8 protein-coding genes and 4 tRNA genes are annotated in these 15,048 nt (G+C 40.4%); 4 read left to right on the top strand and 8 right to left on the bottom strand.

All coding sequences use genetic code 11. The features are described from left to right. The first annotated feature begins 123 nt into the window (after positions 1–123). Together L3V46_RS19595 and L3V46_RS19590 are read left to right on the top strand one after the other, a co-directional pair. Positions 124–540: a lysozyme inhibitor LprI family protein gene (locus L3V46_RS19595; RefSeq protein WP_239046547.1), complete on the top strand. Its 417-nt coding sequence runs from the start codon at positions 124–126 to the stop codon at positions 538–540. A 122-nt stretch (positions 541–662) separates the two neighbouring features. Next, positions 663–1,763 (top strand): HPP family protein, encoded by a 1,101-nt coding sequence (locus L3V46_RS19590; protein WP_004818732.1) that lies wholly within the window; start codon positions 663–665, stop codon positions 1,761–1,763. 141 nt (positions 1,764–1,904) lie between these two features. Here the strand turns inward: L3V46_RS19590 and L3V46_RS19585 are convergent, their stop codons facing one another. Further along, the gene (locus L3V46_RS19585) at positions 1,905–2,165 is read right to left on the bottom strand and encodes a PspC domain-containing protein (RefSeq protein ID WP_004818733.1); all 261 of its coding nucleotides are present in this window, start codon (positions 2,163–2,165) and stop codon (positions 1,905–1,907) included. A 329-nt stretch (positions 2,166–2,494) separates the two neighbouring features. Between L3V46_RS19585 and L3V46_RS19580 the strand changes: the two genes are divergently transcribed. Further along, entirely contained in the window at positions 2,495–3,166 is a 672-nt protein-coding gene (locus L3V46_RS19580) for a hypothetical protein (RefSeq protein ID WP_239046546.1), read from the top strand. A gap of 221 nt (positions 3,167–3,387) precedes the next feature. On the opposite strand, the gene L3V46_RS19575 is transcribed toward L3V46_RS19580, so the two are convergent. Continuing rightward, complete coding sequence (locus L3V46_RS19575; protein ID WP_239046545.1) at positions 3,388–4,158, bottom strand: TorF family putative porin; 771 nt, start codon at positions 4,156–4,158, stop codon at positions 3,388–3,390. 608 nt (positions 4,159–4,766) lie between these two features. On the opposite strand from L3V46_RS19575, the gene L3V46_RS19570 reads away from it, so the two are divergent. Further along, positions 4,767–7,742 carry a cytosine permease gene (locus L3V46_RS19570; protein ID WP_239046544.1) on the top strand — a complete coding sequence of 992 codons (2,976 nt, stop codon included), beginning with the start codon at positions 4,767–4,769 and terminating at the stop codon, positions 7,740–7,742. A gap of 404 nt (positions 7,743–8,146) precedes the next feature. Here L3V46_RS19570 and L3V46_RS19565 read toward each other — a convergent pair. The 6 genes from L3V46_RS19565 to L3V46_RS19540 form a co-directional block, all read right to left on the bottom strand. Continuing rightward, a tRNA-Lys gene (locus L3V46_RS19565) sits at positions 8,147–8,219 on the bottom strand. 160 nt (positions 8,220–8,379) lie between these two features. Continuing rightward, positions 8,380–8,455, bottom strand: a tRNA-Lys gene (locus L3V46_RS19560). A gap of 93 nt (positions 8,456–8,548) precedes the next feature. Then, positions 8,549–8,624 (bottom strand) — tRNA-Lys (locus tag L3V46_RS19555). Positions 8,625–8,716: 92 nt separating this feature from the next. Further along, positions 8,717–8,792, bottom strand: a tRNA-Lys gene (locus L3V46_RS19550). A 195-nt stretch (positions 8,793–8,987) separates the two neighbouring features. Next, the gene (locus tag L3V46_RS19545; protein ID WP_209828139.1) at positions 8,988–10,829 is read right to left on the bottom strand and encodes a long-chain-acyl-CoA synthetase; all 1,842 of its coding nucleotides are present in this window, start codon (positions 10,827–10,829) and stop codon (positions 8,988–8,990) included. 207 nt (positions 10,830–11,036) lie between these two features. Next, on the bottom strand, positions 11,037–14,459 hold the full coding sequence (locus L3V46_RS19540) for an Rne/Rng family ribonuclease (protein ID WP_239046543.1): 3,423 nt from the start codon (positions 14,457–14,459) through the stop codon (positions 11,037–11,039). Between the last annotated feature and the right edge of the window lie 589 nt (positions 14,460–15,048).

The raw sequence follows: 15,048 nt of genomic DNA, 5'->3' as shown, positions 1-15,048 counted from the left end.
ATGATTCATAAAAAGAAAAAACGCGATCAATAGGATTAAGCTCAGACTGGGTGCTAAAAACAAAGCCTTTAAAATCGATTTATTGCTATATTGAGCCATGATCAAAACAACAAAGGAATAAATATGATAAGAGCATGCACAATCATGATGGTTTTATCTACAACTATTTGTTCAATATCGGCTTATGCAGAACAGAGTGCTGCTTCACCCGATGTATATAACCAATGTGTTGAACAAACCATCGAAAAACTGGCTTTAGGCAACATCAACAATGCCGTGGTTGAATCATGTAGTAACCAGAGAAGGGCATATTATGAAAAAGAAATTGTCAAAGTTCTCGATCAGATCAAAAAACAGAGTCAGATAAACCATCAGCCAGAACGTTATAACGACATCATGAAATCACAACGCTTATGGAAAGCTTATGTTGATCAGGAGTGCCAAAATGCTGGAAGTTATATTGGTTCACCCATGTATGCGTTTTGCCCAATGCGAGAATATGGGAAAAGACTTGATCAATTGACTGAATATGCCCAGTGAAAAATCAGTAAATGAGAAATATCAGCGAAAAATTTATCCATTTAAGATAGATAATAAATATATCTTATAACCACAACATCGTATAATTCACACTTTAAACCGTGTTAAAGCGCAGGACTGTCGTGTTTCATACGCAACTTGAATGGTTAAATACCTTAAAACCCAATTTTAAAGTTTTACCGCTAAAAGATCGTTTAGTCTGTGGTGTTGGTGCACTGCTTGGATTAGCAGTGTCATCATTGATCAGTTGGTATGTACTCGGTGGATTTAATGCGTGGTATATCGCACCGATGGGCGCGTCCTCAGTATTGCTTTTTGCTGTACCCGCAAGCCCTTTAGCACAACCTTGGAATATGGTGGTGGGGAATACCATCGCAGGTTTAGTCGGCGTGACTTGTGCCATCTTTATTTCCAATCCAACCGAGGCATTTAGTGTTGCTGTTGCATTGTCGATATTCTTGATGATGAGTACAGATTCATTGCATCCGCCAAGTGGCGCAGTGGCGATTACTGCCGTATTGGGTGGTGCATCTATTCACCAGTTGGGTTATCAATTTATCTTTTACCCAGTATTACTCAATTCAGTCTTGCTGCTGGTGATTGCGATCATTTTTAATCGTATGTTGGGAAAGCAATATCCACAAGCTGCACAGCTTAATACACGTTCGAAGGATCCAACCCCGACACAGAAAGTCACCATTCAACCGCAAGATATTCAAGATGTGTTAGAGCAACAGACACAGCTTTTAGATATTAGTGAATATGATTTACAAAAAATCATTTTAGAAGCACAAGCAAAGGCCAATGCAAGGGCAGTACATCAATACCTTTGCCAAGATATTATGAGCAAAGATGTGCTGAGCTTGGATGAACAAGATGATATTCACCAAGCTTTAGATAAGTTTAAACATGTGAATTTGATGAGTTTGCCCGTGCTCAATGCTGATCGGGAATTGGTTGGCACATTGGCATTGTATGAAATTGTAGAGTGGTTTAAACGCGCTGCCGATGCGCGTGCCCCTTGGGAACATTTGGTCAAACAAATTATGAATCGACAAGTGGTCACTGTACAGCCGACACAACCGATTCAAGACTTAGTGCCTTATTTCGTTGAACGCTCTTTTAATTATATCCCTGTGGTTGATCATCAAAAAATGGTCGGGATCATTAGTCGCGCAGATATGATCGCAGCACTACAGCAACAACTCAATAATTCACAATGATACTGTTTAAAAATAAAACCGTTTAAAAATAAAACCGTTTAAAAATGAAGCTGTATAAAAATGATGCGGCATAAAAAAAGCTACAGCAGTTTGGGGGAACTGTTGTAGCTGAAAAGGGTCATATCTTTAAATCGAAGTCAATTAATGGGTTTTCTCTTCATAAATAGTTCGTACAGGGCGTTCATAGCTTTGCGGTTCATTTAACTGCAAGTTTTGTTTTGGCATAATTAACCAAAGCACCAAATACACCAGAATACCTGGAAAAGCTGCACTCAAACATGAAACAATTACGAAAATAATTCGTAGTAATGTGACATTCCAACCAAAACGTTCAGCAATACCGCCCATTACACCGGCGATCATATTGTGTCGGCTTGAACGATATAAACCAGAATTGGCCATTTAAATCTCCTTAAAGTTATTCATCATCATTCATGATTAAAAAATTAAAAATGAATTCATATAAGTAAATAGTGGCGTTTCTGTTTGATTCTTCAAGTGAATCACCAATTAAAATTGTTAAGACTGTGTAACAACGCCAGTTAAATCATTCAAAATAATGTAAAAAGTGTCCAATCCGATCTAGGTGGCGGTGGTGATAAATATGTTTTTTATACTTTTGTAAAAAATACAGCGTTAAGATTTCGAGAAACGGCACAACGCAATAAGATATAGATATACACATTGATTTTTGATGTGTCTGGCACGGTGCAATTGGGTTATTTGGATTTATGTATTTAACTTTTCATAAAGTAATTTTTTTTAGAATTTTAGGCATCAGTATTTGTACAGTACTGAGTGCTTGCGATTCCTCAAAATCAAATGATAAACAACAAGGTGCATCTGACACACAAAATTCATCCAGCGAACTTGCTTTGCAACAAACGCCACCACGTGCCAATGCAAGTGAAGGGAAAAAACTGACCGATCTCGCGGGTCAAGCCACCTTGCCTGCAATGGTAGAAATGAAAGGGCAAGGCCAGCAAAGTGACGTGGTTTCCACAAAAGCTGAGGCATTTGTAGGACGTTATCATGTACAAATGAGTTGTGAAGATCCTTTTGCCAAGTGCGAAAAAGGCAATGCGGAGTTTATTATTAACTTACTCCCAGACGGTACTGCACATCGTACCTTTGTGTATATGGGTAAAATGACCTATGAAAATAGTGATATAAAACCGAACCGTGGTTATCAAAAAAATACTTGGGCCTATGATGAAGTAAATCATGAAATTGTGATTAATCGAATTGAAGGTATTCAGTTCTATTACAACGTGGACGCACAAAATGACTTGGTGATGGATATTGATAAAATAGTCAATGGCACTGAAGAAAATCGACTTTATTTTAGTCAACACCATACTGCACCAACAAAAGCTTATGTGTTAAAGAAATTTGATAATTAATGAAATTAGTAGTTAAAAAATTAGTAGTTAAAAAATTGGTAGCTAGAAAAATTGATAATTAAACAATCTGGTGGGGCTTTAGGGTATAACCCACCAGAATGACACCTTTAAAATTTAAAGTTTTGAAATGAATGATCATCTCAGAAAGCATTTTTTAAATTGAACAAATCTTTAAAAACCAGATAGTAGTTAAACATTGTGTATCGTTTAAAAATGCAATATTAAAACGCTTTGGTTAAACTAAAAATTGCACCGTTTGCTACTGTACGTTTTTCACTTTTAGAGAGCTGATCGGTATTCAAATTGGTACCAACCGCAGATAACTCCGCAGTTAAACCTTCAAGTGTTTTAAATTGATAATTCACCCCAAGCTTCCAATCGACGTAATTGTCGGCATCAACATCAATCAATGCACCTTTATCTTGGATGATGGAATAACCAATACTTGACGTCAGACCAAAACCTGTTTCTGCCAATGGTACTGAATAGCCTAGGGTGAAGTTCCATGCATCACCTGCAAACCCAATATAGTCATCACTATAATTAATATTGGTGAGGAGGCTATCTTTAACCAAAAATACGTTATCAATGGTTAAACGTGCAGAAAACTCATGCCATGCCCAATCTGACCAACCCGGATAGCTAAATCGGTTATAGCTTAAATCTAGAGTTGGTTTAATCTGTTCAAAAAAAATGAATTTAGTGTTATAGCCAATATATGAGGTAAACTCAAAATGTGGTGATGTTGAACCACCGAAGTCCGTATTGGCCGCAAAGATTCCGCCGTATAAACCAGAATCATGTGACAGTACAAAGGTCCCTTGTACTGCAGGATCATTACGAGATTGGGATAGACCACGGAAACGGTAGTCCGTTGTCAGTGCAGCAGAACCACTTAAGCTAAGACCTGATGAATGTCCCGTTTCTGTGGCCACAGCAGAATGAGTCGCCATTGTTGTCAGCATTACCGATAAAATTACTGGTTTAATCATATTGATTTCCTTTTCGTAAAAATTTGGATTATTCCAAAATCCTTTTTTATGTCGATCAACGACGCATTTTTGTTTTTGTTATCTTAAGTAGTGATGTTATAAAGAGATAATAGAATATTCAGAACACATGCCTCAAAAAATCTGAATCGCTTGGGTATAACGATGACTTTTATCCAATTGAGTTAAATTTTTTTAATGATTATTTATGTAATTATTTTTTAATAAAAAATTCTTTTGAACGATAAATTACTTTTTTAACCCTAGATCAATGATCTGCTTTTCACCCATCGTTTTTATTCAATTCAAGTGGTACCCAAGCTGATGTATAGGTCGATATTGAATATCGAACAAATACAGGCCTGAGATAATTTTTCCTTTAATTTGTTCGTGATTATTCTGACCTCAATATTTTTAACATATTAGATGGTCTTTATTTGAAATTTTAAGGTGATTTCGCAAATGATTTTGATCTCTTTACGATTGAGTAACTATGCTATTCAGTCCTTTTTAGTCTTACTTTAAAAAAACTAAAGGCTTGATACTGAATATAAAAATTTAAGCCGATCCTAAGATTGGTTATAACTTTTTTATTTATGGAATGGATTCCTATGTCTATCACAACTATGGAAAGTAGTACGATTCAGGCAATTCCTGAAAATCAACGTCACGGTAACGCACGCGATCTATTTACGATCTGGTTTGGCTCAAACATTATGTTATTGACAATGTTTACCGGCTCATTGGCAGTTACAGTTTTTAATCTGAGTTTCTTTTCCGCCTTAATGGCATTGGTTTTAGGCAATCTTGTTGGTGCGATTTTTGTCGCACTGCATTCTGCGCAAGGCCCACAACTTGCAGTGCCACAAATGATTCAGACACGCGGGCAATTTGGTTTCTATGGGGCTTTGCTTGTTGTTGGCGTCGTGGTGATTATGTACTTGGGTTTTTATGCATCCAATTTGGTGGTTGGTGGTGAAGCGCTACATACAATTTATCAGCCGATTTCCAAGGTACAAGGCATTACGATTATTGCGATTGGGAGTCTGATTGCAGTTATTTTTGGTTATAAACTCATTCATAAATACACCCAAATCCTTGCGGTACTTTCAGGTTTAATGCTGCTTGCTGCTTTTATTCGTGTATTTAGTTCGCAATACTTCCCCCAAGATTTCTTTCAGCTGGGAACGTTTTCAAGCATTGGCTTTATGGGAACCTTATCCATTGCCGCATTATGGCAGTTGGCTTATGCCCCGTATGTATCAGATTATTCCCGCTATTTGCCTAAAGCGACTGGGGCAAAAACTGCATTTTGGGCAAGCTATTGGGGCTGTTCACTCGGCTCACTGATTTCAATGATCTTGGGCTTAACTGTTGCTCGTGCCTATAGTGGTGACTTTATTCAAGGCTTAATTTACTTAACCGGGTCCGGTCTATTCAGTACCGCTTTGATTATCGTCTTTTCTCTCGGGATTGCTGCCACAAACTCGATGAATTTGTACTGTGGTACTTTATCGAGCATCACTATTCTACAAACGATTTTTCACCGTTGGTCACCGCGAGTGCTTGCCAGAACCATAGTGGCATTAAGCTTATTTAGTGTGGCGATGTTCTTATCTGTTTCAAGTTCGGAAAGCTTTGTCGAGAGTTATGTCAATTTTATTCTCTTGCTCATGTGTGTACTGATTCCATGGACAGCCATCAACCTCATCGATTATTACTTTATCCATCATACTGAATATGATGTGCCATCTTTCTTTAAACCGGATGGTGGGATTTATGGTTACTTCAATTGGCCTGCATTAATCTGTTATGTGATTGGGATTTTGATTCAGATTCCATTTTTATCTACACCGCTGTATGTTGGTCCGCTTGCTAAATTATTGGGTGAAGTGGATATCTCATGGGCGGTTGGTTTACTGGTGGTTAGCCCATTGTATTATGTTGTGGCAATGTTATATAAACGCACATTACCTGAAATAGACAATCAACAATTACAGCAACATAGCTATGATTATGTCATCGTTGGCGCGGGTTCGGCGGGGAGTGTGATTGCTAATCGACTAAGTGAAGACCCTAATACCCGTGTCTGTTTGATAGAAGCAGGCGCTGCTGATAATTCGCCACGCATTCAGATTCCAGCAGGAACGATCACGTTATATAAGAGTAAAAAATACAGCTGGAATTTCTTTTCTACCCCACAGAAACGTTTGAATAATCGTCAAATCCATGCCCCACGTGGCAAAATGGTCGGCGGTTCAAGTTCAATGAACAGTATGATTTATATTCGCGGAAATGCCTCTGATTATGACAATTGGGAAGCGAAAGGTTGTGCTGGATGGGGCTGGAAAGAGGTTTTACCCTTCTTTAAACGTTCTGAAAAAAATGTCATTCAGCAAGACTTGGCTTTTCATGGTGTTGAGGGCGAGTTGTTTGTTGATCATCCGAAAGATCCGAACCCATTATCTAAACTCTTTATCCAAGCTGCTACTTTGCTCAATCTAAAAGAGAATCAAGATTTTAATGCTGCATCAAGCGAAGGTGTGGGGATATATGATGTGACTCAACGTGATGGTCAGCGTCTATCCAGCTTTAAAGCATTCGTTCAGCCAATATTGACACGTTCAAACCTTACAGTGGTGACTGAATGCGAGGTTGAGCGTATTCATCATAGTGAGGGGCAAGTACACTCGATTCATGTGCAACGACAAGGACAAAATTTTGATATCAGAATCAATAAAGAGTTAATCCTCTCAGCTGGTGCTTTTGTTTCGCCGTTATTATTGATGAAATCTGGTATTGGTCCGAAATCTGAGTTGGAACACGCCGGTATTGAATGCAAGGTTGATTTACCTGGGGTCGGTAAAAACTTGCAAGAGCATATTGATGGTTTGGTGACCGTTAGAACAAATAGCTCAAAAACACTGGGTTTTTCTGTTGGGGCTTTGGCATCTATACTGCCCGCACCATTCCAGTATGCACTCAAAAGAAAAGGCTGGTTGACCACCAACTATGTAGAAGCAGGGGGCTTTGCAAAAACACCACTGGCAACAGATTTACCGGATGTGCAATTTCACTTTGTTCCGGGGTATCGGAGTCATCGTGGTCGTCTGTTTGAATGGGGGCATGGCTATGCAATCCACACCTGTGTTTTAAGACCAAAGAGCATTGGTGAAATACGTGTGAATGCCCAAAAGCAGATCGAGATTGATTATAACTTCCTTGAAAAAGAACAAGATATGCACGTGCTGATCGAAGGAATTAAACTGGCACAGCGTATTTTAAAACAAGATGTATTTAAGGCGTTCAATGGTCAAGAAATCTTACCCGGACCTGATGTTAAAACTGATGCAGATTATCAAGCTTATGTTCGTGAATATGCTGCAACCGTATTTCATCCTGTGGGAACATGTAAGATGGGGATTGATGCAATGAGTGTGGTCAATCCAAAGCTTAAAGTCGTTGGTTTTAATAATCTGCGTATCGCTGATGCATCCATTATGCCTGATCTTGTTTCAGGCAATACCAATGCGCCATGTATTATGATTGGTGAACGTGCCGCAGATTTTATCCTTCAACAGCAATAACCCACTGGGTAAATTTCCGTGGATTGTTTTAATTGAGTAGTCATACGCATAATTAAACCGTGCGCAATCTTGGTTATTGGGCACGGTTTTATATTGTTTGGGAGGGGGAATGTTATGACTCGTCAAGCAGGGGAGTATTATCTTGCTAGCGATGATTTGGTATTTACTCGTTCGACAAGAAGAATAAAAGCTTTTTAGCTATTCAGTTCGGTCGTGTCATCTGATTGTGATTGTTGGCTTGGTTGTTTTAAGCTAAAACCGACTAAGATCTCAGTCGATATTTGAGTATTGATGCTTCGCCATCATTGAAGGATAAAACAATCCGTTTGATTAGAATGTGCAGTTATCAGAAAAATAATTCAACTGAGCTTATTTAAAGGGGGGTAAATGACTTAAAAATCTGATGGGTTGTGTGGGGTTCGAACCCACGACCAATAGATTAAGAGTCTACTGCTCTACCAACTGAGCTAACAACCCTGAACTTGTTTAAAACATGATTAAACCAGAACAAAAGATGAAGCAAAATTTCGAGAATGGCGAAGCATCTAATAAAGATGTTTGGTCTTGGTCGGAACGTTTGCAGGTTTCGTTTCTATTGTAGTACTTTAACTGTACAGAAAGAAGCCCTAAGAAAGAATGGTGGGTCGTCCGCGATTCGAACGCGGGACCAACGGATTAAAAGTCCGCTGCTCTACCAGCTGAGCTAACGACCCTGAGCGAGATGTGTAAAGCGCGCTGCTTTACCCGATATCAGTGAAAATCGAGAATTTTCTATCGGTATCTATTTACAGGTTGAAACATGAAGATGGTGGGTCGTCCGCGATTCGAACGCGGGACCAACGGATTAAAAGTCCGCTGCTCTACCAGCTGAGCTAACGACCCTGAGCAAGGATGTGTAAAGCGCTGCTTTACTCGATATTTGTGAAAATTGAGAATTTTCTATCGCTATCCATTTACAGGTCAAAACAATTAAGTGGTGGGTCGTCCGCGATTCGAACGCGGGACCAACGGATTAAAAGTCCGCTGCTCTACCAGCTGAGCTAACGACCCTGAACCTTCATCCAAGCTAGGCTTGAATGTGTAGTGCAAGAAAACTAAAAAGTTTTTAAACACCACTTTGTTTTGATGGAGCGTATTTTAGCAAGATATTGATAGAGCGCAAGTAAAAATTAAGAAAGTTTGCAACGTTCGGTTATAAATAACACAAAATGGACTAAAAAAGCCCTGAAATCAGGGCTTTTAGCTTTAGAAGCGGTATTTATAAGCTTCAATATTGGCAAAAACTTCCGCAGTGACATCACAATAGGCATTGGCACTTGGCAGTAAAACCAATAAACGATCAGAGGTTTTTTCAGGATTAAAGGCTTGTTCCTTTAATTTATTTTTCTGATATTTAAATGTACCCGTCGTTTCTACAATTTGCTGGATACGTAAAAATACCGGAACAGCATAGGCTGGTAAGTTCTTTTTAAACTCGGCTGCAAGTTGGCTTAGATCTTGTTCAGTCAGTTCTTCCCCATCATGTAAAGTAATGGCAGCCATACCTGCTCGACCATTGGTATTTGGAATTTCAACGCCGTAAACCACAGCTTCTGTGATTTTAGGGTATTCACTACAAATATTTTCAACTTCGGTGGTTGAAACATTTTCACCTTTCCAGCGGAAAGTATCGCCAAGGCGATCGACAAATTGCGCGTGTCGGAAACCAATATCACGAACCAAGTCACCAGTAATAAAGTAAGAATCGCCCTTTTTAAAAACATCTTTCATGATCACTGACTTGTTCTTTTCCGGGTCTGTATAACCATCAAAAGGGGAGCGCTTGGTGATTTTACCAATCAATAAGCCCACTTCACCTTTTTTGACCTTTTGACATGCACCATGACTGTCACGGATTGCTTCATTTTTTTCTTTATCGAACTGGACGATGGCATAAGGTGTAGGTGAGAAGCCAACAGTATTGTTAAAATTAAAAACATTACTGAAGCCTACATTTCCTTCACTAGAGGCATAAAGTTCTAAAATTTCTTCGATACCAAAGCGTTCTTTAAACTTGCCCCAAATATTTGGACGCATACCATTACCGATCATTTTGGTGACACGGTGCGTATGATCAAGTTCTGAAGCAGGTGCATCCATAAGGTAGCGGCAAAGTTCACCAACATATCCAATCGCTGACGCATTAAATTTTTTGACATCAGACCAGAATGCAGAGGTAGAGAATTTACGACGGATTGCTAAGGCTGAACCCCCTGCAATAGCACCACACCAGCACACCACCATACCTGTTGCATGGTAAAGCGGTAAAGTGCAGTACATCACATCATCTTCACCTAAGTTTAAGACATGACCATATGTTCCATATGCCAAGGTCCAACGACTGTTGGTAAAGACCACAGCTTTAGGTAAACCTGTTGTGCCAGAGGTATAGATATAAAACAAGCCATCTTTCCCTTTGACACTTTGTGTGGTCGAAGGATTGAATTTTGGAAATTGTTGAATTTTTTCAGCAAGATTGATAAAGCCTTGAGGTGCTGTACCCGGGTCTTGCGTTGTATTTTGATCTGCAAACCAATGGATGCGGTCTTGAGCAATGTTTAAGTCTTGACGAATCTCATCTACCGCAGCACGGCATTCTTCACCGACGATCACCGCAACAGGATTGACCAAATTGATACTATGCGTCAGGACTTTACCTGTCTGTGAGGTATTGACTAAAGCTGTTGTTACGCCAATTTTTGCCAGTGCAATCACGGTCGCAATCAACTCAGGACGATTTTCGATCATCACGGTGATCGCATCGCCTTTTTTTATGCCAATAGAAAGATAAAAGTGTGCAATTTGATTGGCCCAGTTATTCAGTTCTTTATAACTATAGCGTTGATCTTCAAATAGTAACGCATCACCATAAGGATTGCGTTTTACAGCACGTTCAAAAGCAAGACCTAGCCCAGCAGGCGTATTGGGTGTTCTGATATAAGCTTGTTTAAGTCCAGTCAGGATATTGGGAAGCTTATTGATGAGCTGTGGTAAGCGCTCTGCGACATCAGTAAATCCGATGAGATCGGCCTGTGTTGTTTGACTCATATCAATCCTATTTATTTTTCGTAATCCAATACAATTTTTAGAGTGTCATTGACTCACATTACATTTGTCTTTTTAATCGTATAAGACTAGTGCAATCAACCTAATCTGACAAATGTCCTGATAATCTCTTCAAAATAGCAAAAAAACCTAGCCATCGAAATGACTAGGTTCTCTTTAATCGCTACATTTTAAGCAAATTTTTAAAAATTACTCATCCGCTGGTGGTGTCGCTTTTTTTGGCGGGCGACCACGAGGGCGACGAGGGCGGGCAGGTTTTTCATCTGTTGCCACATTGTCTGCCTTTTGGGTATCTTCATCTACAGCAGCTTCAGCAGTCGTATCTAAAGCAAGCGATTGTTGTGGCTTTTTCGCCTTTTCAGTTGCAACAACTGCTTTCTCAGCTGACTTAGCCGGGGCTGCTTTAACCACTTGAACTTCCGCAGGTGCTGTTTCAACTGTCGTTTCTACAGGCGTTTCAGCTTGCACTTCTTCTGCTTGAGTAACCACAGGTGCTGCTTCAACTGGACTTGCTTGAGTCTCAGTTTTCACTTCTTCTGGTTGTTGCTCAAGTTCAGCTTGATGCTCTTGCTTTGCTTGTACAGCCGCTTGTTTTGCTAAACGACGACGTTCACGAGGATCATTCGCTACACGGCGATCATTCTCAGGCTTCGGTGGTGTTAAGTCTAAAACATCAGCAGGTTGTGCTTCTGGTGCTGCTTTAGAGATAGCAACATCACGTGTTACAGGCTGCTTGCTTTGTACATCGGTCTTTTCTACCACAGTTAAGGTCGCTGAATATTCTTCAGTAAACTTAACCAAAGCACGATTGAATGTTGGAATTAACCCAAACTGTTCAATCAGTACCGCACAGTCATCACCATAGACATGACGAATCAACGTTCCCACTGTGTACTGATTTAATGTCGGTACTTGAGATGGTGCGATTTTAGGCGTTGCCGCTTTTGCTTGAGCAGCGTCACGTTGTTGACGGCGTTTTTGGCGCGGGTCATTGCTGGCACGTTGCACAGGCTGTTCTGCTTGAACCTCTGCTGCTGCAGGTGCTTTTGCTTCAGTCGTTACAGCCTGACTTTCTACAGCCGGTGCAGTAGCTGGTTGAGCATCTACAGTGCGAGGTGCTTTAGCAACAGTTTCAGCTTTTTCATTGCGATCATGACGCTTCGGCTTGTTGCTTGCTGGCGCAGCAACTTGTTGCGGGTTTAATGCGACAATTTCACTTTGAGCTTGATCAAGGTTAACCACTAAAGCTGTTTCAAGTGCTGCATGCTTCGGGGTGTCAATGAGTTCAACCTTAGGTTGTTTCTCTTGAGGTTGATTATGCTCTACAGGCGCATTGTTGTTTGGCGCTTGTTGTTGCTCATCATTAAACACGCTGCTATCGCGATGACGATTTGGGCGGTTTGGACGTTGCTGATGGTTACGATCACGACGTGGAACAGCTTGTTCAGCATGGTTCGTGTCAGCATTTTGATCATGCTGTTGACGTGGCTGCTTTTGCTGACGACGTTGATCACGTTGTTCCTGACGCTGTTCTTGGCGTTGCTCTTGACGAGGCACCTGAACCACTTCTTCAATCACTTGATGTTGATCAGTGTTTTGTTCGCGTGACTCTTTGTGCTTGTTGCGATTTTTGTTTTTATTGTTGTTGTTACGCGGAGCTCGTTCTTCTTTCTCGCCCTGTTTTTCATATTCACGCGGTTCTTGTTTTTGAACAGGTGCATGTGAAAGATAAGCATTGGTTTCAGCAACAACTTGAGCTTCAATTGCAGCTGGCGCGCTATTGCTATTCACTTGGCCAAATTGACCACGGCTTACAGCACCACCATTAATCATTTGTTCAATGGCTGCAGCTGCATTGTTTGCAGTACGTGATTGGTCAACAGTTGCTGCTTGTTTTTGTACAAACAGATTTTCTAACCAAGCACATGGGCTAGAAGCTGGTTGAGCAACTTGTGCTTGAACCGCTTGCTGAGCTTTTTGAGCTTGAGCAGGTTGTTGCTTTCTGTTTTGCTTATTGTTTTGTGCTTGAGCTGGCGCAGCATTGTGTTGCGTTTGCTCTTCTTCTAAATGCCATTCAGATGACTCATATCCCAATTCTTTTTCGCTTGAACGGGTAGCTTCAGTACGTTCATAGCTAGTTGGCGCAAAACCTTCTGGGTTATATGAGATTTCGTAATGTGGTGTTTCTAAATGTGGATGTGGCAGTACAGTAACACGCACATTTGACGTTTGTTCTAAGTAAACCAGACTGTGACGCTTTTCATTCAATAAGAATGCTGCAATTTCAACAGGCACTTCAACTTGAACTTCACCTTGACGTTCACGTAATGCAATCTCTTCAACTTTACGCATAATTGAAAGAGAAAGAGAACGTAGATCACGTACCATACCTGTGCCATGACAGCGAGGGCATACATAACCTGTAGCTTCTTCAAGAGATGGGCGTAAGCGTTGACGGCTCATTTCCATTAAACCAAAACGTGATAATTGACCGAACTGGATACGGGCACGATCACTTTGTGTCGCTTCACGAAGTTTAGCTTCAACCATACGTTGGTTGCGTTCTTTGGTCATATCGATAAAGTCGATCACCACCAAACCACCAATATCACGTAAACGTAATTGGCGAGCAATTTCTTCAGCTGCTTCTAAGTTGGTGCTAAGCGCAGTTTCTTCTACATCATGTCCGCGTGTTGATTTCGCCGAGTTGATGTCGATTGAAACCAGTGCTTCAGTTTGGTCGATTACAATTGAACCGCCTGAAGGAAGTTTAACTTCACGTTCATAAGCTGTTTGAATTTGACTTTCAATACCAAAATGCGCGAATAACGGTTCATTTAACGTATAGGTTTTTAACTTATCCAATTGATTTGGCATTACCGCTTTAACAAAGTTATAGGCTTCGTTATAGGCTTGCTCTGAGTCAATTAAAATTTCTGCAACATCATCACGTAAATAGTCACGGATAGCACGCGTCACCACACCAGCTTCTTGATGAACAAGCATTGGTGATGGACCAGAGTTTGCTGTACCTTGGATTTGTGCCCACAGGTCTAACAAATGTTGAAGATCAAGTTGCAGTTCTTCTTGTGAACGGCCAATCCCTGCTGTACGAACGATTACGCTCATACCACGTGGGGTATTTAATGACGCCAACATTTCTTTAAGTTCTTCACGAACTGAACCCGAAATTTGACGGCTAATACCACCACCTTTTGGGTTGTTCGGCATCAAGACTAAATAGCGACCAGCAAGGGAAATATAAGTTGAAAGTGCAGCGCCTTTGTTGCCACGCTCTTCTTTTTCAACTTGAACCAAAAGTTCAGTGCCTTCAGTGATGAGTTCACGAATATTTGATGTTTGGCGAGGGTCTGCCTTGTAGTAAGTATTGGCAATTTCGCGCATCGACAAGAAACCTTGACGACCCGCACCATACTCTACAAATACAGCTTCTAAAGAAGGCTCTACGCGAGTGACATGGCCTTTATAGATATTGGCTTTCTTTTGTTCACGTGTACGGTTTTCTAAATCGAAATCGTAAAGACGGTGACCAGTGATGAGTGCAACGCGAACTTCTTCGGCATGTGTTGCATTAATCAACATACGTTTCATGGGTGTAACACCTAATAGTGATTCACACCAACAACTCGCTATCTTTTTTAAGTGAAGCGAACATCTAAAATATTGGATCAATGCTCAAATCACGGATACATCCAATATGATCTGAGTAGTTTACCCACTTGTTTTGAGCAAGGTTGGGTTTGATGCCTGTATTGATGCTGCAATACTTCTTTAATCTTTGCACGATTAAAGTTTTGAGCTCTTCACTGGCACTTAAGTGGTGCATTGGATGACTGATTTGATTCGTCTTTCACTATCACATTGCTCGAAGAGCATCTCAACTTTTGTGAGAGCGTCTTGATACGGAATTATCATCGTACCTTTACAAATTGTGCAGTTCCAATGCCTCAAACACTTATGTCCTGAATAACACTCTACAGCGACTTGCCTGATGTGTATCAGTTTATGTTTAAAAACCAACGTCTGGGTTGGCGACATATATTTTTAAACAAACTGATTTCTGTACTTTAAGTACAATTAAACGCAACAGTTTGTCTTTTTGCCGATATAATAAAGCCTTCGGCGTCGGCATATTCTTTTGGGACCTTTCCGCATCTGTCGTGAATTTTATCGTTTGTGT

The organism is Acinetobacter sp. AG3 (assembly GCF_022343575.1).
GTDB classification, from domain to species: Bacteria; Pseudomonadota; Gammaproteobacteria; order Pseudomonadales; family Moraxellaceae; genus Acinetobacter; species Acinetobacter guillouiae.
Note: the sequence above shows the minus strand (reverse complement) of the source record. Positions and strands in the feature narration are given on the sequence as shown.

Excerpts from the sequence above, each read along its gene's own strand:
- L3V46_RS19595 (WP_239046547.1), top strand. The coding sequence starts at position 124 with ATGATAAGAGCATGCACAATCATGATGGTTTTATCTACAACTATTTGT.
- L3V46_RS19585 (WP_004818733.1), bottom strand. The coding sequence starts at position 2,165 with ATGGCCAATTCTGGTTTATATCGTTCAAGCCGACACAATATGATCGCC.
- L3V46_RS19580 (WP_239046546.1), top strand. The coding sequence starts at position 2,495 with ATGTATTTAACTTTTCATAAAGTAATTTTTTTTAGAATTTTAGGCATC.
- L3V46_RS19575 (WP_239046545.1), bottom strand. The coding sequence starts at position 4,158 with ATGATTAAACCAGTAATTTTATCGGTAATGCTGACAACAATGGCGACT.
- L3V46_RS19570 (WP_239046544.1), top strand. The coding sequence starts at position 4,767 with ATGTCTATCACAACTATGGAAAGTAGTACGATTCAGGCAATTCCTGAA.
- L3V46_RS19545 (WP_209828139.1), bottom strand. The coding sequence starts at position 10,829 with ATGAGTCAAACAACACAGGCCGATCTCATCGGATTTACTGATGTCGCA.
- L3V46_RS19540 (WP_239046543.1), bottom strand. The coding sequence starts at position 14,459 with ATGAAACGTATGTTGATTAATGCAACACATGCCGAAGAAGTTCGCGTT.